We start from the raw sequence: 25,247 nt of genomic DNA on the forward strand, positions 1-25,247 counted from the left end.
AACGCCTGAAATGGCGCTCAGGCCCGGGCGGGTTTCCAGGCCAGCAGGCGCAGGGCGTTCAGCGTGACCAGGACGGTGGCGCCGGTATCGGCCAGGATGGCGGGCCAGAGGCCGGTGATGCCGGCGAGGGTGGTGGCCAGGAAGAGCGCCTTCAGCCCCACGGCGATGCCGACATTCTGGCGGATGTTGCGCAGCGTGTCGCGCGACAGGGCGACGAGCTCGGCGACGCCTGCGACGCGGCCGTGCAGGAGGGCGGCGTCGGCGGCCTCCAACGCGGTTTCCGTGCCGCCGCCCATGGCGATGCCGGTGCTGGCGGCGGCGAGCGCCGGGGCGTCGTTGATGCCGTCGCCAACCATGGCGACAGGGCCCGCGGATTTCAGTGCGGCGATCTCGCGCAGCTTGTCCTCTGGCAGCAGCCCGGCGCGGGCCTCCAGGCCGAGCCGCGCGGCGATGGCGGCGGCGGTGCGGGGGTTGTCGCCGGTCAGCATCACCGTGGCGATGCCCTGGGACTTCAGGGCGGCGATGGCCTGGGCGGCATCGGCGCGGGGCTCGTCGCGCAGGGCGAGCAGGGCCAGGAGGCGGCCATCGGCGATGAGGGCGGAAACGGTCTTGCCCTCAGCCTGGAGGCCGTCGCGGCGGGCGACCAGGGCGGCGGGGAGGGGAGCGGTCTCGGCCTCGGCCCAGGCGATGCTGCCGATGCCGGCCTGGGCATCGCCGACCTGGGCGGTGACGGCCTTGCCGGGGATGGCGCTGCCGTTGCGGGCCTCGGGGATGGCGAGGCCGCGTGCGGCGGCGGCCTCGGTGACGGCACGGGCCAGGGGATGGGCGGAGCCGGCTTCCACGGCGGCGGCCAGGGCCAGGAGATCGTCCTCCGCCTCCGTGCCGGCGGGGACGAGGTCGGTGAGGCGGGGGCGGCCTTCGGTCAGCGTGCCGGTCTTGTCGAAGGCGATGGTGCGGGCGTTCCCGATGGCCTCCAGCGCCGCGCCGCCCTTGACCAGCAGGCCGTGCCGGGCGCCCGCGGAAAGGCCGGAGGCCATGGCGGCGGGGACCGAGATCACCAGGGCGCAGGGGCAGGCGACCAGCAGCAGGGCGAGGCCACGGTAGAGCCAGACCGACCAGTCGCCGCCGAGGAAGAGGGGCGGGACCAGGATTGTCAGCGCCGCCACCGCCATGGCGCCGGGGGTCCACCAGTTGGCGAAGCGTTCCACGAAGCGCTGGGCGCGGCCGCGCGAGGCCGAGGCCTCGGCCACCAAACTGGCGATGCGGGCGAGGGTGCTGTCCTCCCCGGCGCGGGTGACGCGCAGGCGCAGCGCGCCGTCGGTGGCGATGCTGCCGGCCACCACCGGCTCGCCGGGGCCGCGCGGGACGGGGATGCTCTCGCCGGTGACGGGGCTCTCGTCGAGGGCGGAGCGGCCATCCTCGATGGTGCCGTCGGCGGGCACGCGCTCGCCGGGGCGGACCAGGACGCGGTCGCCTTCCGCGAGGGTGGCGGCCGGGATCTCCGTGGCGTTGCCGGCGGCGTCGAGGCGCAGGGCGGTGCGCGGCATCAGCGCGACCAGGGACTGGATGCCGGCGCGGGCGCGGCCGGCGGCGACGCCTTCCAGCAGCTCGCCCAGGGCGAAGAGGAAGACGACCGTCATGGCCTCGCCCGCCGCGCCGATGGCGGCGGCGCCGAGGGCGGCGACCACCATCAGCGTCTCGATGGAGAAGGGGCTGCCGGCGCGCGCCAGGGCGAAGGCACGGCGGGCGAAGGGGAAGACGGCGACCAGCGTGGCGGCGGCGTAGATCGCATCCGCCGCGCCGGGGGAGAGCCGGGCGAGGAGCCAGCCGGCCAGTGCGACAAGGCCGATGGCGAGGAGGAGGCGGGCCTTGGCGGTGCGCCAGAGCGGGAGGCCGGCCTCGGCCGGGTCGTCGTGGGAATGCGCGTGGGCGAGGCCGCCATGGCTGTGGGAGCCCGTGGGGTGGGCGGCGGCGGGTTCGGTGTCCATGGGGTGGGCATCCTGGCCGGCATGGTCGTGCCCGTGGTCGTGCGGCGGGTGGCCGGCGCCGGAGTGATTGCCGCAGCAGCCGGCGTCGCCGGGGTGGCAGCAGGATGCCTCGGTGGCGGAGGAGGGGCCGGGGCCGTGCCGGTGGCCGTGCGCCTGGTCGCTGGCCGGGGCGGGCGCCGGACGCGGGGGGAGGCGGCGGGCCTGGTAGCCCAGGGCGGCGAGGCTGCTTTCCACCTGGGCGGCCAGGGCCTCGGCCTGGATGCCCTTGGCGAGGGCGAGGCTGAGGCGCTCGGCGGTGAAGTTCAGCCGGGGGGAATGGACGCCCGGCAGGCGGGCAACGGCCTTCTCCACCTTGGCGGCGCAGGAGGGGCAGTCCATGCCCTGGACCCGCCAGGACAGGCGTTCCTCGCTTGTATCGGCTCCGGTCATCGCACCATCTTCCGCTCGTTCGGCCTGAAAGGTGGGACTTCCAGCGGCTGGAGGTTCAAGAGGCGATGTGGCGGATTTCGGTGCGGGAGGCAGGCATGTCGGAACGGCGGGCGGCGGAAGGGAGCGGAATGCTGGCCATCGGTGAGCTGTCGCGCCGGACCGGGGTGAAGGCCACCACGATCCGCTTCTACGAGGCGGAGGGGCTGCTGCCGCCGGCGCTGCGGAGCGAGGGCGGCCACCGGGTCTTCGGCCTGGCGCATCTGCGGCGGCTGGGCTTCATCCGCCATGCGCGGGAGCTGGGCTTCGCCATGCCGGCGATCCGCGAGCTGCTGCACCTGGCGGAGCATCCGGGGCTGGACTGCACGGCGGCGCATGGCATCGCCCGGGCGCAAATGGCGGAGATCGACCGGCGCGTGGCGCGGCTGCTGGCGCTGCGGGCGGAGCTGTCGCGGCTGGCGGTGTCGGGGGATTGCGGGGTGACGGAGGATTGCCGGGTGTTGGAGACGCTGGCGGATTTCGGGCACGGGCATTGCGGCGATCCGCGCCATGGGGCGGCGGAGGAGGCGGTGCCGGCGCTGGGGGAATAGGGGCGGGGGCTTCCGGGGGGCGGGTTCCCGGAGGCCGGTTCCGGGGCGGGTTGGCGGGGATGCCCCTTCCGCTTGCGGCGGGCGTGCCGACATGGTGCGGCATGTCCGAAGCCTCGCCGTCCCCTCTCTTCGCCACGCTGCTGCCGGCGCCGCTGGCGCGGCCGCTGAAGCGCGCCATCGTCGCCGAGGTGCGGGGGCTGTTCAACGATGCCGCCCGCGGCGAGCGGCCGGTGGCGCGGCGGGAGGATGGCTGGTTCGGGCCGGGCTCGGTGGCCTGGCGGCTGCATGGCGACGTGGCGGCGATGATGGTGGGCGGCATGGCCGGGCTGCTGCTGCAGATGCTGCACCCGGCGGTGCTGGCGGGGGTCTGGGATCATTCGGATTTCCGCGCCGACATGAGCGGGCGGCTGCGGCGGACGGCGCGCTTCATCGCGCTCACCACCTATGGCGGGCCGGAGGAGGCCGCGGCGGTGGCGGCGCGGGTGCGCGGCATCCATGCGCGGGTGCGGGGGGTGCTGCCGGATGGGACGCCCTATGCGGCGGATGACCCGGCGCTGCTGGCCTGGGTGCATGTGACGGAGGTGGTCAGCTTTCTGGAGGCGGGGATGCGCTATGCCGCGCCGGATCTGAGCGCGGCGGAGCAGGACCGCTATGTCGCCGAGATGGCCAGGGTCGGGGAGGCGCTGGGCGCCGCGCCGGTGCCGCGCAGCCGGGGCGAGGCGCGGCGGCTGATCGAGGCGATGCGGCCCGGGCTGCGGTGTGACGGCCGGACGCGGGAGGTGGCGGGGCTGGTGCTCTCGCCCGGAACGGGGAAGGCGGAGCCGCTGCGGGCGCTGGCGGGACGGGCGGCGGTGGACCTGCTGCCGCTCTGGGCGCGGCGGATGCATGGGCTGGAGGTGCCGCTGCTGGCCGCGCCGCTGGTGCGGGGCGGGGTGCGCGGGGTGGCGCGGACGCTGCGCTGGGCTTTTGCCTGAGGCGGCGCCCGGCCTCCCGGCGCTTCAGCCCCGCCCGGCGTCCCAGGCGGCCAGGGTGTCGGCGTAGAGGCGCAGGAAGCGCTCGTTGTCGGCGGTGAGGCAGATGGACTGGGCGGGCAGGTTGTCCCAGGGGCCGGGGGGATATCGGATATCCTCCACCCGCTGGATGGTCTGGCCGATGGCGATGCCCTCGGTGACGGCGCGGACGGGGCCGCGGCGCTCGGTGAAGAGCGTGGGGTCGATGGCGCGGGCGACGGCCAGGGCATCGTGCGCGTTGATGCCGTCGATGCCGTCACGGCTGCGGTAGAGCCCTTCGTAGAAGCGGGTGATATCGTACAGGAAGCCGCCGATGCCGGGCGCGCGGTCGCGCAGCGCCGCCATGTAGGCGCCGCTCATCACGCAGAGGGTGGTGACGTCGAGGCCGACCAGGCGCACCGGCCAGGGCGCGGTGAGGACGCGGTCGGCGGCGTGCGGGTCGTTGTAGATATTGGCTTCGGCGACCGGGGAAACGTTGCCGGGGCGGCCGGCCGTGCCGAAGGCGCCACCCATGACCACGAGCTCGGCGGCGAGCGAGGTGATGCCGGGATCGATGTCCAGCGCCATGGCGAGGTTGGTGAGCGGGCCGACGGCGATCAGCGTGATCTCGCCGGGCGCGGCGCGGAGCTGTTCCACGATGAAATGCGCGGCGTCGAGCGCGTGCGGACGGTCGGCCGGGCCCTGGCCGGTTTCCGCCAGGCCGGGGAGGGGGAAGTCGCCGAGGCCGTTCTCGCCATGGATGAAGGCGGGGAAGTCGCGCGGCGGGCAGGCGAGCGGCCGGGCGGCGCCGCGGGCGACCGGGGCGGCGAGGCCGTAGCGGCGGCGGAGGTAGAGGGCGTTGCGGGTGGTGGTCCCGACCGGGGCATTGCCGAAGACGCTGGTGATGCCGACCAGTTCGAGCGCCGGGCTGGCGGCGACCAGCGCCAGGGCGCAGGCGTCGTCGATGCCGGGGTCGGTGTCGAAGATGACTTTCCGCGCGGTCATGCGGCGGGGCTCCGGGGAAGGTTTCGGGGGCCGGTGCCCGGAACGGGCGGCGCGGCGCCAGGGGGCGGCATTGGTCCGGGGGCGGGGGCGGGAGTCAAGCTGCGAGGCCGGGTCTGCCGGGGGGCGGGGGCCTGGGGCTGAGGCCAGCCGGGGCGCGTGCTGGTGGGGCCCGGGGAAACGGAAGGCGACCGGGGCGTTGTCTCCTTTGGGCAGGGAGGATGGCGATGGCGGAAGCGGATCGGGGCGGGGCGGTACGGGACCGGCGCGGCTTCGCGGTGAGCGGCTATGCGGCGCTGGGCGTGATCGTGCTGCTGGTGGCGGCGGGGGTGCTGCTGTTCCTGGGCTCCGCCGCGGCGGGACAGCCGGGGCGGGTGGTGCCGGCCGGGCTGCTGGTGGTGCTGGGGCTGTTCCTGCTGCGCGGGCTCTATGTGCTGGCGCCGAACGAGAGCGCGGTGCTGCTGCTCTTCGGCAGCTATCGCGCCACGGACGAGGCGGCGGGGCTGCGCTTCACCAATCCGCTCTATACGCGCAGCAAGGTGTCGCGGCGTTTGCGGACGCATGAGATCGCGGCGCTGAAGGTGAATGACGGCGTGGGCAACCCGATCGAGATCGGGGCGGCGGTGGTGTGGTCCGTGTCGGATTCGGCGGCGGCGCTGCTGGAGATCGACGACTACGAGGCTTTCGTGCGGGTGCAGAGCGACGCGGCGCTGCGGCGGATCGCCGGGGCGCATGCCTATGACGCGGCGGAGGTGGCCATCGTCAGCGGCGTGGGCGGCACGGAGGCCGAGGCGGCAGTGGCGGCGCGGGCGCCGGCGACGCTGCTGGATGGCGGCGACGAGGTGGTGCAGGGGCTGGTGCGGGAGCTGCAGGAGCGGGTGGGGCGCGCCGGAATCCGCATCGCCGAGGCGCGGATCACGCATCTCGCCTATGCGCCCGAGATCGCCGGGGCGATGCTGCGGCGGCAGCAGGCCGAGGCGGTGCTGGCGGCGCGCCGCAAGATCGTCGCCGGGGCGGTGGACATGGTGGAGGACGCGCTGGCCGCGCTGGAGCGGAAGGGGCTGGCGCTGGATACCGAGCGGCGGGCGGCAATGGTGTCCAACCTGCTGCTGGTGCTGGTGGGGGACAAGGACCCGGTGCCGGTGATCAATGCGGGGACGCTGAACCACTGAGCGGGGCGTGCCGGGGGGGAGAAGGGGGCGCCTTCTTCCCCCGGCCGGCCGCGCGGTGGCGTTCAGCCCGTGACCGTGTCCGCGATGAGCTTCACGTTCAGCCCCACGATCAGCACGGTGATGGCCCAGCCGACCACGCGCTGCCAGCGGGGCGTGACGAGGTTGCCCATCAGCTTCCGGTCGGAGGCGAAGAGCATCAGCGGGATCATCGCGAAGGGGAGCTGCAGCGACAGCACCACCTGGCTGAGGATCAGCAGTTGTCCCGTGCCGCTTTCGCCGTAGAGCCAGGTGACGATCAGCGCCGGGACGATGGCGATGCCGCGGGTGACGAGGCGGCGCACCACCGGGGAAAGGCGGAAGTGGATGAAGCCCTCCATCACCACCTGCCCGGCCAGCGTGGCGGTGACGGTGGAGTTGAGGCCCGAGAGCAGCAGCGCCACGGCGAAGAGGATGGGGGCCGCGGCGCCGAGCAGAGGGGCGAGGAGGCTGTGCGCGTCCTGGAGTTCCGCGACGTCGTGGTGGCCGCTGGTGTGGAAGGCGGCGGCGGCGACGATCAGGATGGCGGAATTGACCAGCAGGGCGATGGTCAGCGCGGTGCAACTGTCCCAGGTGGCGAAGCGCACGGCCTCCTTGCGGCTGGCATCGTCGGGGGCGACGGCGCGCGACTGCACGGCCGCGGTGTGCAGGTAGAGGTTATGCGGCATCACCGTGGCGCCGATGATGCCGATGGCGATGTAGAGCTGCGTCTGGTTGGTGACGATGGAGGCGGAGGGCAGGTAGCCGCGCAGCAGATCGCCCCAGTTCGGGTCGGAAAGCGCGACCTGGACGGCGAAGCAGGCGCAGATCAGCGCGAGGAAGCCGGCGACCATCGCCTCCAGCCAGCGCATGCCCTTGTGCTGCAGCCACAGGATCAGCAGCGCGTCGAGCGCGGTCAGCACGGTGCCGAGCAGCAGCGGGATGCCGAAGAGGAGCTGCAGGGCGACGGCGGTGCCGATCAGCTCCGCGAGGTCGGTGGCGCAGATGGCGAGCTCGGCGAGGAGCCAGAGCGGGACGGCGAAGGGACGCGGCAGGCGTTCGCGGCAGAGCTGGGCGAGGTCGCGGCCGGTGGCGATGCCGAGGCGGGCCGAGATGGCCTGGAGCAGCATCGCCATCAGGGAGGACAGCAGGGCGACGGAGAGCAGCGTGTAGCCGAAGGCGGAGCCGCCGGCGATCGCCGTGGCCCAGTTGCCCGGGTCCATGTAGCCGGTGGCGACGAGGTAGCCAGGGCCGGCGAAGGCGAGGAAGCGGCGGAAGGTGCTGCCGGTGCGGGGGACGCCGACGCTGCGGTGGACTTCGGGAAGGCTGCCGGGCCGGGTCTCGCCGGCGAAGGGGCTTGCGTCGTTCATCGGCACCGGCTCCGTCCGGGGGCCGGCCGATCCGCCCAATGGCGCAAATCCCTGTTTAGATGACGATCTCGCGAGAGGTTCGCGTGGCTGTGATGCTTCATGGGACATCATCCGTGCCCGCCTCGCCACAGGCAAGGGGGCAGCCGGAAGATGCTGGCTCCGCTGTTCGCCGGAGACTCGTCACGGTCCCGTCGGGACGGCGCCCTGGCGCGACGGGTGATCCATGTGCACGAGGCCGAGCAGCTCGCGCACCGTGCGGGTGAGTTCCTCGGCGCGGAACGGCTTGGCCAGGGTACGCTCGTCGGGGTTCATCTGGCGGCCGTTGAAGAGCCAGGGGCGGCCGCTGACATAGACCACGGGCAGGCCAGGGCTGCGGCTGCGGAGTTGCGCGGCGACGTCGAAGCCGTCCTGCGGGGTGCCGAGGTTGATGTCGGTGACGAGCACGCGGCAGATCTCGTCCTGCGTGACGACCGTGGCCTCGTCGGGGGAGGACGCCTCGCGGATGCACCAGCCTTCCATCTCCAGGATCGAGGAGAGGGTGGCCCGCACCAGATCGTCGTCATCCACCACGAGTATGTCGCACATGCCTGCCTCCTTGCCCCCATCATTGCGTCCTGTTCACGGTTAAGCGCCGCAGCGCGGGAAAGGTTCAGTTCCGGGCCGTGGGGGAGGGGCGAGGCTGAGGCGCAGCCGGGACATGGGCGAAGGGGGGGCGCAAGGGCGGAGCGGCGGGGATGGCCTTGACCCCCGGCGGCTGGCGCGTGATCCCTTATGGGGCCGGGAAACGCCGGCATGGCCGGGCCGGCCAATGCCGGGACGTCGCCTGGGGTGCCTCCCCGGGGGCGTCCCTTGGGCGCCGGAACGGCGGCCGGACGGAGTGTTCATGGACGAGATCGACCGCAAGCTCCTCGCGATCCTGCAACAGGATGCCACGCTTTCCATCGCCCAGATGGCGGACAAGGTGGGGCTTTCCGCCACGCCCTGCTGGAAGCGGGTGCAGAAGCTGGAGGCCGCCGGGGTGATCACCCGCCGGGTGGCGCTGGTGGCGCCGGAGAAGGTGGGGGTGGGGCTGAGCGTCTTCGTGGCGGTGGAGGCGGGGGACCATACGCCGGACTGGCTGGAACGCTTCGCCCAGGCGGTGGACGCCATGCCGGAGGTGATGGGGGCCTACCGGATGGCGGGGGAGGTGGACTACATGCTCCACGTCGCGGTGGCGGACATGGCGGAGTTCGACCTGTTCTACAAGCGGCTGATCGGGACGGTGCCGATGCGCAACGTGACCTCCCGCTTCGCCATGGAGCGGATCAAGCACACCACCGCCTTTCCCCTGAACCGGGCGGCCTTCCGCGACCGGGGCCAGCCCCAGGAGGGAGCGGAGGAATAACTCCCCCGGATCGGGCGGACGGGGGAATGGCATCCTCTGGCGGCGTTGAACTTCGATAAACCCGACTATTTATCGCGAATAACCCTCTGCCTATCCTCTGCTCCATGATCGAGATGTCGTGGAATCCGGGCCGAGAGGCCGCGTCCGGCGGGCGCATCGGGGACCTCAAGGGTCCGGTTCCGGCGCGGCGGGCCTGTTGCCGCTGCCGGGCCTGTACCGGCCCCGGTCTGCCGGGCTGAAGCCCGCGCCATCCCGCCCGGGCTGCAACCGGGTTCCACCGCCTCTTCCCCTTTTCGCGGACCGCGCGGCCCCAGGGCCGGTGGCCGGGACGGAGCCAGCATGTCCGACACCCAGGTGATCGGCGCCACAGGGCGCTCCTCTTCCTCTCTTTCCGACCGCAGCCTCGCCCGGGCGGCGCGGGCGCTGCTGCCCGGCCGGCTCCATCTCGGCAAGGCGCGGCGCTTCGTCTCGCCGCTGGTGATCGTGCTGCTCTGGCAGGCGGCCTCGATGGCCGGGCTGATCTCGCCGCGCACCCTGGCGGCGCCGAGCACGGTGATCGCCTCGGCCTGGGAGCTGACGCTTTCGGGCGAGCTGCCGCACCACCTGCTGGTCTCGCTGGGCCGGGTGGCGCTGGGGCTTTCCATCGGCGTGGCGGCGGGCACGGCCTTCGCGCTGATCGCCGGGCTGTCGAAGCTGGGCGAGGAGATCGTGGACGCGCCGCTGCAGATGCTCCGCACGCTGCCTTTCCTGGCGCTGGTGCCGCTGTTCATCCTGTGGTTCGGCATCGGCGAGACGCCGAAGATCGCGCTGGTGGCGCTGGGGACCAGCTTCCCGGTCTATCTGACGCTCTTCGCGGGCATCCGGGGTGTCGATCCGAAGCTGATGGAGGCGGGCAAGGTCTTCGGCCTCGACCGGCAGGGGATGATCCGGCACGTGATCCTGCCGGGTGCGCTGCCCTCGGGCATCGTGGGGCTGCGCTACGCGATCGGGACGGCCTGGCTGAGCCTGGTGATCGCCGAGCAGATCAACGCGACCTCGGGCATCGGCTACCTGATCAACGACGCGCGGGACTTCCTGCGCACCGACGTCATCGTCGTGGGCCTCGTCGTCTATGCGCTGCTGGGGCTGGGGGCGGACGCCCTGATGCGCCTCGTGGAGCGGCGGACGCTGGCCTGGCGGCCGAGCCTGATCAAGGCCTGAGCGGGGAGCGGGGACCATGGGCGAGCAGAACAACGCGCGCGCCGTCTCGGTGCGCGGCCTGACCCGGCGCTTCGGCCAGAACACCGTGCTGCACGGGCTGGATATCGAGCTGGAGCCGGGGTCCTTCACCGCGCTGCTGGGGCGTTCGGGCTCGGGCAAGACGACGCTGCTGCGGACGCTGGCCGGGCTGGACCCGGTGCCGGAGGACGCGGTGGTCCGGCTGCCGGAGAGCGTGGCGGCGGTGTTCCAGGAGCCGCGGCTGCTGCCCTGGAAGAAGGTCTGGCAGAACGTGACCCTCGGCCTGCCCGGCGGCGGGGCGCGCGAGCGGGCGGAGCGGGCGCTGGGCGAGGTGGGGCTGTCGCACCGGCTGAATGCCTGGCCGCTGACATTGTCGGGCGGCGAGGCGCAGCGCTCCGCCCTGGCGCGGGCGCTGGTGCGCGAGCCGAGGCTGCTGCTGCTGGACGAGCCCTTCGCGGCGTTGGACGCGCTAACGCGCATCCGGATGCATGCGCTGGTGCTGGAGCTCTGGCGCGCGCATGGGCCGACCACGCTGATCGTCACGCATGACGTGGACGAGGCGATCCTGCTGGCGGACCGGGTGCTGGTGCTGGATGCCGGGCGGATCGCGGCGGATATTCCCGTGGCGATGGAGCGGCCGCGGGCGCATGGCGATGCGGGCTTCGTGGCGCTGCGGCGGCGGCTGCTGGCGGAGCTGGGCGTCGAGGACAGCGCGAGGCAGGCGGCGTGAGCGGGGTGCTGACGCGGCGCGGGGCGCTGCGGGGTGCCGTGCTGGCGGCGCCGGCGCTGCTGCTGGCGGGGCGGGGAAGCGCGCGGGCGCAGGCGGGGGTGACGCTGCGGGCGGCGCAGTACAAGGCGGGCGACCAGATCCTGCTGAACCTGTCGGGGCAGGATCGCGACCGTTCCTATCAGGTGGCGTGGTCCGAGTTCGGCAGCGGCAACCTGATGGTCGAGGCGGTGAATGCCGGGGCCATCGACCTCGCCTATGGCAGCGAGATCCCGCCGGCCTTCGCCGCCGCCTCGGGCGCACGGATCAGGGTGGTCGCGGTGATCCGCGGCGACGTGAACGAGCAGGTGGTGCTGGTGCCGAAGGGGTCCACGGTGCGGAGCATCGCCGACCTCAAGGGCAGGCGCGTCGGCTATGTGCGGGCAACGACCACGCATTACTACCTGAACCGGATGCTGGCCGAGGCAGGGCTGGGCTTCGGCGACATCCAGGCCGTGAATCTTTCCCCCAGCGACGGGCGTGCGGCCTTCCAGAACGGGGCGCTCGATGCCTGGGCGATCTATGGCTATTCCGTGCCGATGGCGCGCGAGGCCGGGGCGCGGGAACTGCGCAACGCGCGCGGGATCCTGTCGGGGAACTACCTGGTCTTCGCCAGCCCGGACGCGCTGGTGGAGCCGGGACGGCGGGCGGCGATCGCCGATCATCTGGCGCGGGTCTCGCGGGCCTTCCTGTGGATGGACAGCCATGCGGCGGAGCTGGCGGCGGCGCAGTCGAGGCTGCTGAACGTGCCGGAGGCCACGATCCGCGCGCTGCTGGAGAATGTCAGCCAGAAGCGGCGGCTGGTGGCGCCGGACGAGGCGGCCATCGCCTCGCACCAGGCGGTGGCGGACGACTTCGCCGCACTCGGCCTGCTGCCGAAGGGCGTGAACGTGGCGCCGCTCTGGGACCGTGATTTCGGGCATGGGCTGGAGCTGGCGGCATGATGGACGGTTTGCTGGTGCGGCCCGACCCGCTGGGTGCGCTGGTGCGGGACTTCGCGTCGCGGGCCGCGGCGCATGACCGGGAAGGCAGCTTCCCGCACGCGAACTTCACGGCGCTGCACGAGGCCGGGATGCTGGGCCTGACGGCGCGGCAGGCCGATGGTGGCGAGGAGGCCGGGCTGGAGCGGGCCTGTGCGCTGGTGGGGCGGGTGGCGGAAGGCTGCCCGGCCACGGCGCTGGTGCTGGCGATGCAGCTGATCCAGATCCGCGGGCTCGTCACCGACCCGCATGTGCCGGAGCACATCAAGGCGCTGGTGGGGCGCGAGGCGGTGGAGCGCGGGGCGCTGGTGAACGCGCTGCGCGTGGAGCCGGAACTGGGCTCGCCGGCGCGTGGCGGGTTGCCGGGCACGGTGGCGCGGCGCACGGCGGAAGGATGGCGCGTCAGCGGGCGCAAGATCTACTCCACCGGGGCGCCGGGGCTGCGCTGGATGCTGGTCTGGCTGCGGACCGACGAGGAGCGGCCGCGCATCGGGTCCCTTCTGGTGCGGGCGGACACGCCGGGCGTACGGATCGAGGAGAGCTGGGACCAGGCGGGGCTGCGGGCCTCCGGGAGCCACGACGTGGTCTTCGAGGACGCGCTGGTGCCGCTGGAACATGCGGTGGACCTGCGGCTGCCGGAGGAGCGCGGCGGGCCCGGCGCGCAGCACGGCGCCTGGAACACGCTGATGATCGCGGCGCTTTATACGGGCGTGGCGCGGGCGGCGCGGGACTGGCTGGTCGGTTTCCTGAAGGGGCGCGTGCCGGCCAATCTGGGCCGGCCGCTGGCCACGCTGCCGCGCATGCAGGAGGCGGTGGGCCGGATCGAGGCGCTGCTGGCGACCAACGACCGGCTGGTGGACTCCGGCGCGCGCGACGCGGGGCTGGAGGCGGCCGAGGCCGGGCTGATCAAGACCGTGGCGGCGGAGAACGCCATCGCGGTGGTGCAGGAGGCGGTGGCGCTCTGCGGCAACCATGCGCTGGCGCGTTCCAACCCGCTGGAGCGGCATCTGCGCGACGTGCTCTGCGCGCGCATCCACACGCCGCAGCCCGACAGTGCCTACGGTGTCGCGGGGCGCCGGGCGCTCGGGGTGAATTGAGACGAGTGAAGGAGGAAAGCCGATGACGGTTCCGGGTTCCCATCTGAACGATGTCGAGTTCATCGGCATGGTGCAGCCGCGCGAGCAGTCGGAGATCCACCCGCCGCATGGCGAGGCGATCGACCTCGGCTATTTCCGCAAGTCCATGCGGGTGCATGACGAGGGCGGCTTCGACCGCGTGCTGATCGGCTGGTACAGCAACGGACCCGACGGGTTCCTGCTGGCCACCGACGCGGCCGCGCATACGAAGCGCGTGGGATTCCTGGTCGCGCACCGGCCGGGCTTCCTGGCGCCGAGCCTCGCGGCGCGGAGCTATGCGACGCTGGACCAGCTTTCGGGCGGCCGCGCCGCGATCCACGTGATCTCCGGCGGCGATGACGTGGACCAGGCGCGGGACGGCGACTGGCTCGGCAAGGACGACCGCTATGCGCGGACGGACGAGTATGTCGATATCCTGAAGGCGATCTGGACCGGCGCGAAGCCGGTGGACCACGAGGGCGCCTATTACCGCATCAAGGGCGCCTCGCCCGAGGTGCGGACGGTGCAGAAGCCGCGCATCCCGGTCTATTTCGGCGGTGCCTCCGAGGCGGCGCTGCGGGTCGCGGGCAGGCATGCGGATGTCTATGCGCTCTGGGGCGAGACGCAGGCGCAGGTGCGCGAGATCGTGGGGCGCGTGCGCGAGGAGGCGGCGAAGCACGGGCGCGAGCATGACGTGCGCTTCTCGCTGAGCTTCCGCCCGATCCTGGCGGAGACGGAGGAGGCGGCCTGGGCCAAGGCGGAGCGCATCCTGGGCCGGGTGCGCGAGGTGCGCGGGCAGGCGGCGCTGGGGCCGGCGAACAAGGCGCCGGCCAATGCGGGCTCGCAGCGCCTGCTGGCGGCGGCGGAGCGGGGCGACCGGCCGGAGGGGCGGCTCTATACCGCGATCGCGCGAGAGACCGGGGCGCGGGGGAACACCACGGCCCTGGTGGGCACGCCGCAGCAGGTGGCGGAGGCCTTCCTGGAATACTACGAGCTGGGCGTGACGACCTTTCTGATCCGCGGCTTCGATCCGCTGGAGGATGCGGCGGAGTACGGGCGCACGCTGCTGCCGATCACCAAGAGGCTGGTGGCGGAGCGGCGGGCGGCCGCCGTGCGGGTGGCGGCGGAATGAGGCTGAGCCGGCGAGGGTTGCTGCTGGCGGGGGCGGGGATCGCCCTTCCGCTGGCGATGCCGCGCCTGCTGCGCGCGCAGGGGGCGCCGTTGCGCGTCGGCGACCAGCGCGGCAATGCGCGGGCGGTGCTGGAGGCCTCGGGGGCGCTGAAGGGCTTCGAGGACCGGATCGCCTGGAGCGAGTTCCCGGCGGCGGCACCGCTGGTGGAGGCGCTGAACGCCGATGCCATCGACACCGGGCTGGTGGGGGATGCGCCCTTCACCTTCGGCGCGGCGGCGGGGGTGCCGGCCAAGGCCATCGCCGCGACGCGCGAGGACCGGGGCGGGCTCGCCATCATCGTGCCGAAGGACAGCCCGGTGAAGGGCATCCAGGACCTCGTGGGCAAGCGCATCGCCACGGGGCGGGGCTCGATCGGGCATCAGGTGGTGCTGGCTGCGCTGGAGCACGCGAAGCTGCCGCTGGATGCGGTGCAGTTCGTCTTCCTGCTGCCGGCCGATGCCAAAGCGGCCTGGTCGCGCGGGGCGGTGGAGGCCTGGGCGACCTGGGAGCCCTATGTGTCGCAGGAGGAAATCCTGAGCGGCGCGCGGATCGTGGCGAGCGGGCGCGGGATCACGCCGGGGCTGGGCTTCCAGGCGGCGCGCGACGACGCCATCGCGCGGCGGCGGGAGGACCTGTCGGAGCTGGTGCGGCGGCTGGCCCAGGCGCGGGAATGGGCCAATGCGAACACCGCCGGCTATGCCCGGACATGGTCGGGGCTGATGAACGTGCCGGCGCCGGTGGCGGAGCACTGGTTCGCGCGAGCGAAGACCCGGGTGGTACCGGTGGACGACGCCGTGGAGCGGGACGAGCAGGGAAACATCGACCTCTATCGCCGCGCCGGGCTGGTGCGGAAGCCGGTGGAGGCGAAGGATCTGCTGGACCGCAGCTTCGCCGGGGCGATCCGGGCCGGGCTCGGCGGGGCGTAGCCTGCCGTCACGGCGCGGTGTTTCGGGTGCCGCGTTCACGGGACGGTAGTTTTCCTGCCGCAACATGCCGCTGCCAGACAGACAGGGGCGCGAGGCATGTTGCGGCGGCTATCGATGAAATCCGTCCTGGGCGGGACGATCTGCGTTCTGGGCGTGCTGACGATCGGGACCTCCGTCCCCGATGTCTGGGGAGGCTGGACCCGGCGTGAAAATGCCATCCGCGTCGCCGAGCTGTCGCGGGCGGATGCGGCGCTGTTCAGTGCGCTGAACGAGGCCCGGGTGGAGCGTTCCACCACCCTGGCGGCCATGATCCGGCCGGGCCAGGCGGATGAGGTGGCGCGGCGGCGGATCGCCGAGCGCCGGGCCAGCGGCGAGGAGGCCATGGGCGCCGCCCTGGCCAGCCTGTCCCGGGCGGAGGGCACGGCCGGCCTGATCGAGGCGCTGCGGCAGAATCGCGAGTCGATGGGCGCGCTCCGGGCGCGGCTCGATGCCAGCCTGAACCAGGAGGTGAGCGACGCCGCGGCGATCCAGGAGGCGACGCGGGCGACCCTGGCCTATACCGAGGCGCTCAGCCGTGCCGATGCCCAGATCATGGGGATGATCCGCGAGGCGGCACCGGAACTCGGCCAGGTGATGACGCTGAAGCAGGCGATCTGGAGCGCGCGCCTCGCGGCGGGGCAGATCGGCGGGTTGAACGAGACGCTGCTGGCGGCGGGCCGGGCGCCCACGTCAAAGGAGGCGGCCGACATCGCGGAATGGCATGGGCGGGTGCGCGGCAACTGGGACCAGGTGCTCGACATCGCGGCCCGGCCCGGCACGCCCGAGGCGGTGCGGCAGGCCCTGCTGCCGCTGCGCGAGGCCTTTCCGGACAGCTTCCTGGCGCGGCAGCGCGAGATCGATGGAGACCTGACGGCGGGGCGCCAGGCCATGCCGCTGGCGACCTTCCAGCAACGCAGCAGCGACGACGTGACGGCCGTGTCGGGCGTGGCGCTGGTGGCGCTGAGGCAACTGGTGGCGCGGGCCGAGGCGCGGGCCGAAGAGGCCGGCGTGACGTTGGCCGTCAACGTCATGCTGCTGTTGCTGGCGCTCGTCGTGACGCTGGGCGGGCTGTTTCTGGTGCTGCGCCGCGTCATCGCGCCGATCGGCGCGATGACCGGGGCGATGCGGCGGCTTTCCGTCGGGGAGCTGGAGGTGGAGATCCCGGGCCTCGGCCGGCAGGACGAGATCGGATGCATGGCCGGGGCGCTGGAGGTGTTCCGCGGGAGCATGGTGACGGCGCGTCGGCTGCAGGAGGAGCAGGAGGCGGCGCACCGGGCGGAGCAGCGGCGGGCCGAGATGCTGGGGCAGGTCGTGCGCGGCTTCGAGGGGCAGGTGGGCGAGATGGTTGGGATGCTCTCGGCGGCCTCGACCGAGCTGGAGGCGACGGCCCAGGGCATGTCCGCCACGGCGCGGGGCACGGACGAGCAGGCGGCGCGCGTCTCGGTCGCAGCCGGGGACGCCAGCCAGGGCGTGCAGACCGTGGCGGCTGCGGCGGAGGAGCTGAGCGCCTCGATCCAGGAGATCAGCCGCCAGGTGATGCAGGCGAGCGCGGTGACCTCGCGCGCCGTGGAGGGGGCGCGCCGTACGGACGAGACCATGCGCGCCCTGGCCGAGAGCAGCGGGCGGATCGGCGACGTGGTGCGGCTGATCGCCGATATCGCCGGGCAGACCAACCTGCTGGCGCTGAACGCGACGATCGAGGCCGCGCGGGCGGGCGATGCGGGCAAGGGCTTCGCGGTGGTGGCGTCGGAGGTGAAGAACCTGGCGGCGCAGACGGCGCGGGCGACCGAGGAGATCGGCCAGCAGATCGCGCAGGTGCAGGCAGCGACCCAGGGCGCGGTGGGCGCCATCGGGGAGATCACCCGCACCATCGGCGAGGTCAGCGAGGCGACGGTGACGATCGCGGCGGCGGTGGAGGAGCAGACTGCGGCGACGGCGGAGATCGCCCGCACGGTGCAGCAGACGGCGCAGTCCACCGAGGTGGTGACGGTGAGCATCGGCTCGGTCAGCCAGAGCGCGCAGGAGACCGGGCAGTCCGCCGGGGAGGTCCTGACCGCCGCGGGCGAGCTGTCGCAGCGGTCGGAACGGCTGCGGCAGCAGGTGCTGGACTTCGTGGAGAAGGTGCGGGCGGCCTGATGGAGCGGGGGCGGGTGACGCTTGTGCCCGCCCCGAGCCGTCAGGCCCCGAGCAGCCCGTTCTCGGCGGCCAGCGCCTCGCTGCCGGGAAAGGCGCGGGCGATGGCCTCCGGCGACAGGCGCAGGTGGTCGCGCAGCAGGCCCTTGGCGATGGCGCGCAGGTCGCGGGTGGGAGCGAGGTCGCGCTTCTCGAAAAGCTGTGCCTCGGCGAGCCCGGGCCAGTCGGCCAGGACCCGGCCGCCAGAGACGGCGCCGCCCATCAGGAAGGCAACCCCACCCGTGCCATGGTCGGTGCCGTTGTTGCCATTGGCGCGAGCGGTGCGGCCGAACTCTGTCATCACCAGCACGGCGGTGTGCCTCCAGGCCTCGCCGAGCTGGCCGCGCAGCGCCGCCATGCCATCGTCGAGCTGGCCCAGCACGGGGGTCAGGCGGCGGGTCTGGTCGGCATGCGTGTCCCAACCGCCGATTTCCATGGCGGCGACGCGGGGGCCGTCGTCGCGCGCCAACAGGCGGCCGGCGGTGGCGGCGAGGCGGGTGAAGCCGCTGCCGCCATTGTTCCCGCCCATGCCGTCGCCGCCGAGGACGCCGGTGGCATAGCCACGGCCGCGGAGCCCGTCCGCCACGGCGGGGCCGAGTTCCGGATCGGCGTGCAGGAGTTCCGCCATGCGGGCGTAGAGGTCCGGTGGCGGCCGCACCGGGCGGGGCGGCGCCCACATGCCGACATGCTGCGGCCCGCGCATCAGCAATGGCAGGTCGAGGCCGATGGCGATCCCCTGTTCCGGCGCGCTGGGGCCGGGCTCGGGCATGCCGGACAGGGCGCGGTTCAGCCAGCCGGAGGTCAGGCGCTGTGGGGCGCCGCTCTCCATCATGTCCTGCGCCTCGAAATGGCTGCGATTGCGGTAGGGGCCGGCAACGGCGTGGATGGGGAGGAGCTCGCCCTGGGTGAAGAAGCCGTGCAGGCTGACGAGGCGCGGGTTCAGGCCGAAGAAGCCGCCGCAGTCGAGCAGCCCACCCTCCTGGCCGGGCTCCGGCAGGGCGATGGAGCCGCGCAACTCGCGGTAGTTCGCGTCGCCATAGGGGGCCAGGGCGGCCATGCCGTCCATGGCGCCGCGCAGGATCACCACGACGAGGCGCTGCGGCGGGCGTGGCGCGCCCGGCGCCTGCACCGGGGATGGCGTGTCGGCGAAGGCGAGGCGGGCATTGGCGGTGACCGCCAGGGCGGTGAGGCCCAGCAGCAGGCCGCGGCGGCCGAGGCGGGGGAGGTGCCCCCCGCCATGGACGGTGTCGGGGATGTGGCAGCTCATCGGCGCTGGAACTCCGCGCTGGCGAGGAGAAGGGCGATGGCCTCACGCGGGGAGCCCGCGCGGGCGACGGCTTGGCGGGTCTCGTCGCTGGCCAGGGGACCGAGGGCGGTGTCGAGCACGGCCATCGGTTCGAGGCGGCTGAAGCGGCCGGCGGTCTCGAAGCACCAGTCGAGGCGCTGCATCACCGGTTCGGGGCCGAGCCAGTCGGGGGCGCGGTCGGGCCAGCCATTGGGCTGCAGCGCGGTCCAGATCGGCTGGTTCAGGGTGTAGCCCGCGCCATAGGCGATGCGGGCGACGTCCTGCCCCCGGGCGCCGCAGGCGCGGAAGGCGGCAGCGATGAAGTCCTGCGGCGCGCGGAGCTTGCCGAAGGGCTGCGACCAGGCTTCCGGCAGGCGCGGCAGCAGGCGGGCGACGGCGCCGAGATCGCCATCCGTGTCGCGCCAGCGGCCGGCGATGCGGGCCACCACCTCGGGCGGCGGGTCGTCGGCCACGAAATGGCGGGCGAGCTTGAGGGCGACATGGCGGCGGGTGGCGGGGTGGGAGGCGAGGAAGCGCAGCGCCTGCTCGGCGGAATCCGGGCCTTCCTCGAAGCGTTCGCCCATCACGGTCTTGGGGCCCGGCTCGTGGTTCGAGGGGCGGAAGAGGGTGCCGAAGGGGTCCTTGTTGCGCTCCACGCCCCAGCCGGTGAGGAGGCGGGCGAACTCCGTCACATCCGCCTGGGTATAGCCGCTGGCGGGGGAGACCGTGTGGAGCTCCATGATCTCGCGGGCGAGGTTCTCGTTCAGTCCGCGCCCGCTGCGTTTGCCATAGGGGCTGCTGGGGCCGACCGAGGCGGTCTGGTCCAGGTAGTAGAGCATGGCCGGGTGCCGGAAGACGGCCAGCAGCATGTCTGTGAAGCGGCCGGTGACGTGCGGGCGGATGGCCTCGCGCAGATAGGGGCCGATGGTGGTGGAAACCGGGTAGCCGGCACGCTTGCTGACGGTGAAGTGGTTGGCCCAGAAATCGGCGAGGCGCTCACGATAGGGCTGCGGCGTGTCGATGCGCCAGGCGAGTTGGGTGGTGGCCTCGGCGACGAAGTTCTCCTCGATGGGGTTCTTCTGGCCCGGGGCGGGTTGGCCCATGGCGTCGAGGTCGCGCCAGATCTGGAAGCCGTCGGCCACGGTGCGGTAGCGGTCCTGGCCCGGCGGTGGCGGGGGTGGCGTGTCCGGACCATCGAGCTGGCTGTCGAGCCAGGCGAGGGCATCGACGGGAAGGGGCTGGTCCGGTCGCGGCCCGAGGCCGAAGCGGATCGCCGCTGCGAGCGGAAGCATTTCCATGCAATGGATGCTGCTCGTGGTCGCAGCCGGATCGTGCCTCAAGAAGAGTAACGAAGAGCAACCGGAGGCCGGAAGGTCGCGACTTGCGTTGGAAAGTCAGGGTTTTCCGCGGATTGGCGTGAGGCGAGCCTTGACGGGCCGGGCGTGCGGCACGGCCTTGGGCAGCCCGCCTGGCCCGGCATTTATGGAAGGATGTTCATCCGCTGGCCTGTCCCGTTCGCGGGGGCAGCGGTCAGGCCTTCTCCGTCGGAGGCGGGGCGGGGTTGTGGCCAAGGCGCCGGTCGATCTCCAGCCGCAGCTCCTCGGCCAGAAGCTCGGTCTTGGGGTCAATGGCCTCCAGCGCGGTGAGGACGGTCTGGCAGACGTCGCGCAAACCTTCCAGGAAGGCATTGCCGCCCTGTTTCTCTTTCACCGCAGCCTGGAGGCGGTCAGCCTCGGCATGGTGCTCCTGTTCCCGCAGGTGGCGGACCAGGGTTTCGGTCTTGGCGACGGTGTCTTCGGTCATGGCTCCAGCCTGTTCTGCCACGGACAATCCCGGCACGGGCGGCTGCCTCCTTGTGCAGCGATTCCGTGGTGGTGAGGTCGCCGGGACGGCAACCCCTCCGCCAAGCTGCCCCCGTCGTTCCGCGAGGGGAAGCGGGGGCGCTGCTGGCCGGTTCCGCCCCTGGCGCCGTGGATCAGCCGAAATGCCGGACGTAGGCGGCCTTGATGGGGCAGGTGCCTTCAGCACCGCGCCAGGCGAGGTAGGAGCCGGCGCCCAGGGCCAGGATGTTCAGTAGCGGATTGGGGCGGGGCTTGGCGCCGGCGGCGGCCAGTGCGAGGCCGGCTAGGACGTAGAGGCTACGCTGGCCCAGACTAAGCGTTGCGTCGTCGTCCCCGCTGCGGGCGGGGAGCTGGCTGTCATAGGGCTGGCTACCATAGGGCATGGGCTGGGTGGCCTGCTGGTCCATGGTCTGGATATCCCTTTGTCCGGTGTGGTGCATGCGCCGCGTCGGCGTTGTCTCCGGCACAACACCGCAGCCGGGGGCAGGGTTCCATGCCGCCCGGTTTCCCCCGGCCCGCAGGCGGGCCGGGGCGGGAAGGCTGCGCGGAGCGCAAAGGGCGAAGCCCGACACGAGGAGGAGGGCGAAGCCGTTCCCGCCGCATCGCGGGAAGCCCGGAGCGTTGCCGGGCGTTCAACCCGCATCTCCTTCCATGGCGAGGTCTGGTATGACGGCAGAGTTCTCCCGCCCGCCCCCGCCTCCGAGGCCCACGGACCCCTTCGACCTGTGGTTGCGGCAGAGCCTTCGGAAGCAGTTCGGCGACGGGGTTTTCGGCGATGGCATCGCGAAGTCGGTGCCGCAGGACTTGCTGCGCCTGATCTGCGACAGCAAGGCCGAGTGGGATTCCTATCGCGAGCGATGGCTGCCCGGCTCCAGCCTGGATGGAGGCGAGGGGACGGGGACCGCCACCGGGGAGCGCCAGGGCGCTGGCGTGGCGGTGGCGATGCCTGCCCAGGGCAAGGCCGGCCGCACAGGGTGAGGTGATGGCCGGACTGGGTGCCGGTGTCTCCGTGCCGGGCGTCCGGAGACGTGGCTGGGCGCCGGAAGGCGATCGCCCCCGGGGCCGGTCATGTGACGGTGCGTGGCAGAGCTCCGAGCCGGTTTTCGTTCTGACATGGCGATGTGCGCGCGTCCGGAACGCGTTTCCCTGGACTGCTGTGGCGCGTGGCGGGGTGTCAACGAACAGCCCGCCCGTGGAACTGCCGGCCGGGAGCCTGATGGTGCTGATCTTCGTGCTGGCGGCAGTGTCCTGCCTGTTCGGGGATGATCCCTGAGCAGGTGACCCGGCCGGCGTGTGCGGGGGGGATGGGGCGTGGTGCCGGGTGAGGGATTTGAACCCCCGACCTTCTGATTACAAATCAGCTGCACTACCACTGTGCTAACCCGGCGATCCGGCGCAAAGGCCCGGGACTTTATTGATGGTCCCCATCCACCCGCCACGCGGAGGCGCTCGGTCGGGCGGGCGGGACACTAGACTGTGGCGCGATCCGTCTCAAGCCGGGTGGGCGCGCGGTCAGGCATGGCCGACCAGGGGCGAGACGGGCAGGCGGGTGGAGCGGATCGCGGCGGCGAAGAGCCGCAGCGCCGCCGGCCCGCCGCGATCGAGGAGATTGCCCAGCTCCATCTCGTCGGCCAGCAGCTCGGCCTGCCGCGCCAGGGTTTCGGAGGCCTGCCGCAGGGCCTCGCGCGACAGGGCGAGGTGCAGTTCGTCGTTCAGGCCCGGCATGCCCGGAATGCGATGTTCCACGGGGTTTGCTCCCCTTTCGTTTGAAGTGCCGGCGTGTCCTCTTGATACGGCCGCGCCGGCATTCTGCCGCCGGGCCGGTTAAGGCTCCGTGACCGGCGGCTTCGCCCGCGCGATCTCATAGAGGGCGACCGTGGCGGCGGCGGACACGTTCAGGCTTTCCATGGCCGGGGAGATCGGCAGGCGCACCAGTTCGTCGCAGTTCTCGCGCTGCAGGCGGCGCAGGCCGCTGTCCTCGGCGCCGAGCACGAGGGCCACGCGGCGGTCCCGGGGCGCAGCCTCGGCGAGGGTGCGGGTGGCATCCCCGGCGAGGCCCAGCACCCAGAAGTCCTTGGCCTGGAGCGCCTGGATGACGCGTGACAGGTTCACCTCGCGCACCACGGGCACGGTCTCCAGCGCGCCGGAGGCGGCGCGGGCCAGGGCGGCGGTTTCCGGCGGGGCGTGGCGGTCCTGCATCACCACGGCGGCGGCGCCGAAGGCGGCGGCGGAGCGCAGGATGGCGCCCACGTTGCGCGGGTCCGTCACCTGGTCGAGCAGGAGGACCGGACCGTCCGAGGCGGCGATGGCGGCATCCAGCCGGGCGGTGGGAAGGTTATGGACGAGCAGGGCGGCGCCCTGATGCACCGCGTCCTCGGGCAGGAAGGTGTTGAAGCGGGCGCGGTCCTCGACCCGTTCCGCGGGCAGGCGCCAGGGCTTGGGCAGGCGCTCGGCCAGACCGGCCTCGGCCTCCTGGGTCAGCAGCAGGCGGCGGAGCTGGCGGCGCGGATTCGCCAGCGCCGCCGAGACGGCGTGCAGGCCGTAGATCCAGAGCGTGCCGTTCTCCGGGCGCTCGGTGGGCTGGGCCGGGCGCGGCGCCTCGATGTGGTGGTGGGACACGCGCTCGGGGAAGCCGTCGCGCTCGGCGGGGCGGGGGGCGCCCGCCAGGGCTTCGGCGGGGGCGCGGCCGCGCGGGGGACGGAAGCTTCCTTCCGCGGGGAAACGGGCCTCCGCGCGGGCTTCCGGGGCGTGGTCCGGGCGGGGCTGGCGCGGGTTCCGGCGGGGGTCCTTGCGGAGATCCTTGCCCAGCGCGGGGCGCGCCTCGCCGCCGGCCTCGGCCGGGAAGGGGCGCTGGCCGCGGCCCTCGGGATGCACCGGGCCGCGCGCCGCCGGCTTTCCCGGGAACCTCGTGGAGGACTTCGCCGGGGCGTGGCCGGCGGGCTTGCCGGTGGGTGTTCCGGCGGCCTTCACGGGCGCCTTGCCGGCCGCCCTTCCGGCGGTGCCGGCGAATTTCGCGGAAGGCTTCCCGGAGGGAGCCCCATGGGCGGACGCCCCGGAAGGCTGCCCGGGAGTGCGGGGATGGGACGGGCTTTTGGGCGAGCCGGGACGGCGGGACTTGGGCATGTTCCGGCATCCAGCAAATCGCGCCCCGCTTCACAAGGGCTTTGCGCGCGGGCCAGCCGGCGGCGGAGCGGCGGGAGCCATGTCCGGGTACGGGTTCGGGCGCATGGCCGGGTGCGTGCCCGGCCGGGCGGCGGATTCTTCCGGCGGGGGCAATTGACAGCCTGCCCGGGAACGCGATACCTCGGCGCCGCTCCCGCTGGGTCGGCCATGCGGAGGGGTGCCCGAGTGGCTAAAGGGGACGGACTGTAAATCCGTTGGCTAGCGCCTACGTTGGTTCGAATCCAACCCCCTCCATATTCACCCCGGTACATGCGGGGCGCGGGTGTAGCTCAATGGTAGAGCCCCAGCCTTCCAAGCTGGTTGTGCGGGTTCGATTCCCGTCACCCGCTCCATCTTCCCGTCACCTTTCAATCATGCAACTGCTGTCGGCTTTTCCGGGACCGGTTCTCACGCGACACGGGGCCCGGGACGACAGGCACGAGGACAGACATGGCGAAGGCGAAGTTCGAGCGGAACAAGCCGCACTGCAACATCGGCACGATCGGGCACGTTGACCACGGCAAGACGTCGCTGACGGCGGCGATCACGAAGGTGCTGGCGAAGTCTGGTGGGGCGTCGTTCACGGCGTACGACCAGATCGACAAGGCGCCGGAGGAGCGTGCGCGCGGGATCACGATCTCGACGGCGCATGTGGAGTACGAGACGGCGAACCGGCACTACGCGCACGTGGACTGCCCTGGCCACGCCGACTACGTGAAGAACATGATCACGGGTGCGGCGCAGATGGACGGCGCGATCCTGGTGGTGTCGGCGGCGGACGGTCCGATGCCGCAGACGCGCGAGCACATCCTGCTGGCGCGCCAGGTGGGCGTTCCGGCGCTGGTGGTGTTCCTGAACAAGATGGACCTGGCGGACCCCGACCTGGTGGAGCTGGTGGAGATGGAGGTGCGCGAGCTGCTGTCCTCCTACCAGTTCCCGGGCGACGACATTCCCATCGTGAAGGGCTCTGCGGTGGCGGCGCTGGAGGACAAGACGCCCGAGATCGGCGAGCAGGCGATCCTGCAGCTGATGGCGGAGGTGGACCGCTACATCCCGCAGCCGGAGCGTCCGAAGGACCTGCCGTTCCTGATGCCGATCGAGGACGTGTTCTCGATCTCGGGCCGCGGCACGGTGGTGACGGGGCGCGTGGAGCGTGGCATCGTGAAGGTGGGCGAGGAAGTCGAGATCGTGGGCCTGAAGGACACGGTCAAGACGACGGTGACGGGCGTGGAGATGTTCCGCAAGCTGCTGGACAGCGGCGAGGCGGGGGACAACATCGGCGCGCTGCTGCGCGGCACGAAGCGTGAGGACGTGGAGCGCGGGCAGGTGCTGGCCAAGCCGGGCTCGATCACGCCGCACACGCGCTTCAAGGCCGAGGCCTACATCCTGACCAAGGAAGAGGGCGGCCGGCACACGCCGTTCTTCACGAACTACCGTCCGCAGTTCTACTTCCGCACGACCGACGTGACGGGCGTGGTGAAGCTGCCGGAAGGCGTGGAGATGGTGATGCCGGGCGACAACGTGGCGATGGATGTCGAGCTGATCGCGCCGATCGCCATGGACCAGGGCCTGCGCTTCGCCATCCGCGAGGGCGGCCGCACCGTCGGCGCCGGCGTCGTCGCCTCCATCGAGAAGT

At 72.7% G+C, this 25,247-nt stretch carries 23 protein-coding genes and 3 tRNA genes; 15 read left to right on the forward strand and 11 right to left on the reverse strand.

The window, feature by feature from the left end; genetic code table 11:
- Window positions 1–17 precede the first annotated feature (17 nt).
- Window positions 18–2,417, reverse strand: coding sequence for a heavy metal translocating P-type ATPase (locus BT98_RS0102425; RefSeq protein ID WP_019462880.1), 2,400 nt, complete (start codon window positions 2,415–2,417; stop codon window positions 18–20).
- A 128-nt stretch (window positions 2,418–2,545) separates the two neighbouring features.
- Between BT98_RS0102425 and BT98_RS28350 the strand changes: the two genes are divergently transcribed.
- Together BT98_RS28350 and BT98_RS0102435 are read left to right on the forward strand one after the other, a co-directional pair.
- Window positions 2,546–3,004 (forward strand): MerR family transcriptional regulator, encoded by a 459-nt coding sequence (locus BT98_RS28350; protein ID WP_019462879.1) that lies wholly within the window; start codon window positions 2,546–2,548, stop codon window positions 3,002–3,004.
- Window positions 3,005–3,063: 59 nt separating this feature from the next.
- On the forward strand, window positions 3,064–3,978 hold the full coding sequence (locus BT98_RS0102435) for an oxygenase MpaB family protein (protein WP_019462878.1): 915 nt from the start codon (window positions 3,064–3,066) through the stop codon (window positions 3,976–3,978).
- A gap of 24 nt (window positions 3,979–4,002) precedes the next feature.
- Here the strand turns inward: BT98_RS0102435 and BT98_RS0102440 are convergent, their stop codons facing one another.
- Window positions 4,003–4,998, reverse strand: a complete 996-nt coding sequence (locus tag BT98_RS0102440; RefSeq protein ID WP_019462877.1) for a nucleoside hydrolase — start codon at window positions 4,996–4,998, stop codon at window positions 4,003–4,005.
- 224 nt (window positions 4,999–5,222) lie between these two features.
- Here BT98_RS0102440 and BT98_RS0102445 point away from each other — a divergent pair, with 224 nt between their 5' ends.
- On the forward strand, window positions 5,223–6,167 hold the full coding sequence (locus tag BT98_RS0102445) for an SPFH domain-containing protein (RefSeq protein ID WP_019462876.1): 945 nt from the start codon (window positions 5,223–5,225) through the stop codon (window positions 6,165–6,167).
- 62 nt (window positions 6,168–6,229) lie between these two features.
- On the opposite strand, the gene BT98_RS0102450 is transcribed toward BT98_RS0102445, so the two are convergent.
- Both BT98_RS0102450 and BT98_RS22980 read right to left on the reverse strand, forming a co-directional pair.
- Complete coding sequence (locus tag BT98_RS0102450; RefSeq protein ID WP_019462875.1) at window positions 6,230–7,552, reverse strand: Nramp family divalent metal transporter; 1,323 nt, start codon at window positions 7,550–7,552, stop codon at window positions 6,230–6,232.
- A 180-nt stretch (window positions 7,553–7,732) separates the two neighbouring features.
- Window positions 7,733–8,137, reverse strand: a complete 405-nt coding sequence (locus BT98_RS22980) for a response regulator (protein WP_019462874.1) — start codon at window positions 8,135–8,137, stop codon at window positions 7,733–7,735.
- Window positions 8,138–8,435: 298 nt separating this feature from the next.
- Here BT98_RS22980 and BT98_RS0102460 point away from each other — a divergent pair, with 298 nt between their 5' ends.
- From BT98_RS0102460 to BT98_RS0102495, 8 genes are all read left to right on the forward strand, one after another.
- Window positions 8,436–8,936 (forward strand): Lrp/AsnC family transcriptional regulator, encoded by a 501-nt coding sequence (locus BT98_RS0102460; protein WP_037249723.1) that lies wholly within the window; start codon window positions 8,436–8,438, stop codon window positions 8,934–8,936.
- Between the two features lie 339 nt (window positions 8,937–9,275).
- A complete protein-coding gene (locus BT98_RS0102465; protein WP_019462872.1) occupies window positions 9,276–10,136 on the forward strand; it encodes an ABC transporter permease subunit in 861 nt (286 codons plus the stop codon).
- A gap of 16 nt (window positions 10,137–10,152) precedes the next feature.
- Window positions 10,153–10,884 (forward strand): ABC transporter ATP-binding protein, encoded by a 732-nt coding sequence (locus BT98_RS22985; protein ID WP_019462871.1) that lies wholly within the window; start codon window positions 10,153–10,155, stop codon window positions 10,882–10,884.
- Window positions 10,881–11,864, forward strand: a complete 984-nt coding sequence (locus BT98_RS0102475) for an ABC transporter substrate-binding protein (protein WP_019462870.1) — start codon at window positions 10,881–10,883, stop codon at window positions 11,862–11,864. The genes BT98_RS22985 and BT98_RS0102475 overlap by 4 nt, the downstream gene beginning before the upstream one ends.
- Complete coding sequence (locus BT98_RS0102480) at window positions 11,861–12,997, forward strand: acyl-CoA dehydrogenase family protein (RefSeq protein ID WP_019462869.1); 1,137 nt, start codon at window positions 11,861–11,863, stop codon at window positions 12,995–12,997. Before BT98_RS0102475 ends, BT98_RS0102480 begins: the two co-directional genes overlap by 4 nt.
- A gap of 22 nt (window positions 12,998–13,019) precedes the next feature.
- On the forward strand, window positions 13,020–14,147 hold the full coding sequence (locus tag BT98_RS0102485) for an LLM class flavin-dependent oxidoreductase (RefSeq protein WP_019462868.1): 1,128 nt from the start codon (window positions 13,020–13,022) through the stop codon (window positions 14,145–14,147).
- Entirely contained in the window at window positions 14,144–15,112 is a 969-nt protein-coding gene (locus BT98_RS0102490) for an ABC transporter substrate-binding protein (protein WP_037249519.1), read from the forward strand. Before BT98_RS0102485 ends, BT98_RS0102490 begins: the two co-directional genes overlap by 4 nt.
- Window positions 15,113–15,226: 114 nt before the next feature.
- Window positions 15,227–17,287 carry a methyl-accepting chemotaxis protein gene (locus BT98_RS0102495; RefSeq protein WP_019462866.1) on the forward strand — a complete coding sequence of 687 codons (2,061 nt, stop codon included), beginning with the start codon at window positions 15,227–15,229 and terminating at the stop codon, window positions 17,285–17,287.
- Window positions 17,288–17,327: 40 nt separating this feature from the next.
- Here the strand turns inward: BT98_RS0102495 and BT98_RS0102500 are convergent, their stop codons facing one another.
- The 4 genes from BT98_RS0102500 to BT98_RS22990 form a co-directional block, all read right to left on the reverse strand.
- On the reverse strand, window positions 17,328–18,590 hold the full coding sequence (locus BT98_RS0102500) for a DUF1501 domain-containing protein (RefSeq protein ID WP_019462865.1): 1,263 nt from the start codon (window positions 18,588–18,590) through the stop codon (window positions 17,328–17,330).
- Window positions 18,587–19,900, reverse strand: coding sequence for a DUF1800 family protein (locus BT98_RS0102505; RefSeq protein ID WP_019462864.1), 1,314 nt, complete (start codon window positions 19,898–19,900; stop codon window positions 18,587–18,589). Before BT98_RS0102505 ends, BT98_RS0102500 begins: the two co-directional genes overlap by 4 nt.
- A gap of 238 nt (window positions 19,901–20,138) precedes the next feature.
- Window positions 20,139–20,411, reverse strand: a complete 273-nt coding sequence (locus tag BT98_RS0102510) for a hypothetical protein (protein WP_019462863.1) — start codon at window positions 20,409–20,411, stop codon at window positions 20,139–20,141.
- Window positions 20,412–20,583: 172 nt separating this feature from the next.
- On the reverse strand, window positions 20,584–20,856 hold the full coding sequence (locus BT98_RS22990; RefSeq protein ID WP_147292443.1) for a hypothetical protein: 273 nt from the start codon (window positions 20,854–20,856) through the stop codon (window positions 20,584–20,586).
- 322 nt (window positions 20,857–21,178) lie between these two features.
- On the opposite strand from BT98_RS22990, the gene BT98_RS0102520 reads away from it, so the two are divergent.
- Window positions 21,179–21,427: a hypothetical protein gene (locus tag BT98_RS0102520; RefSeq protein ID WP_019462861.1), complete on the forward strand. Its 249-nt coding sequence runs from the start codon at window positions 21,179–21,181 to the stop codon at window positions 21,425–21,427.
- A 334-nt stretch (window positions 21,428–21,761) separates the two neighbouring features.
- Here BT98_RS0102520 and BT98_RS0102530 read toward each other — a convergent pair.
- The 3 genes from BT98_RS0102530 to rlmB all read right to left on the reverse strand — a co-directional run bounded on the left by BT98_RS0102530 (window position 21,762) and on the right by rlmB (window position 23,419).
- Window positions 21,762–21,836: transfer RNA gene (locus BT98_RS0102530), tRNA-Thr, on the reverse strand.
- A gap of 125 nt (window positions 21,837–21,961) precedes the next feature.
- Window positions 21,962–22,195 carry a hypothetical protein gene (locus tag BT98_RS22995; protein ID WP_226946033.1) on the reverse strand — a complete coding sequence of 78 codons (234 nt, stop codon included), beginning with the start codon at window positions 22,193–22,195 and terminating at the stop codon, window positions 21,962–21,964.
- A 78-nt stretch (window positions 22,196–22,273) separates the two neighbouring features.
- Window positions 22,274–23,419 (reverse strand): 23S rRNA (guanosine(2251)-2'-O)-methyltransferase RlmB, encoded by a 1,146-nt coding sequence (gene rlmB, locus BT98_RS28525; protein ID WP_019462859.1) that lies wholly within the window; start codon window positions 23,417–23,419, stop codon window positions 22,274–22,276.
- A 364-nt stretch (window positions 23,420–23,783) separates the two neighbouring features.
- Here rlmB and BT98_RS0102545 point away from each other — a divergent pair.
- The 3 genes from BT98_RS0102545 to tuf form a co-directional block, all read left to right on the forward strand.
- Window positions 23,784–23,866: transfer RNA gene (locus BT98_RS0102545), tRNA-Tyr, on the forward strand.
- Between the two features lie 24 nt (window positions 23,867–23,890).
- Window positions 23,891–23,964 (forward strand) — tRNA-Gly (locus BT98_RS0102550).
- Between the two features lie 97 nt (window positions 23,965–24,061).
- Window positions 24,062–25,247, forward strand: a 1,186-nt coding sequence (tuf, locus tag BT98_RS0102555; protein ID WP_019463282.1) for an elongation factor Tu, incomplete at its 3' end; no start/stop codon positions are given.

The organism is Roseomonas mucosa ATCC BAA-692, assembly GCF_000622225.1.
Lineage (GTDB): Bacteria > Pseudomonadota > Alphaproteobacteria > Acetobacterales > Acetobacteraceae > Roseomonas > Roseomonas mucosa.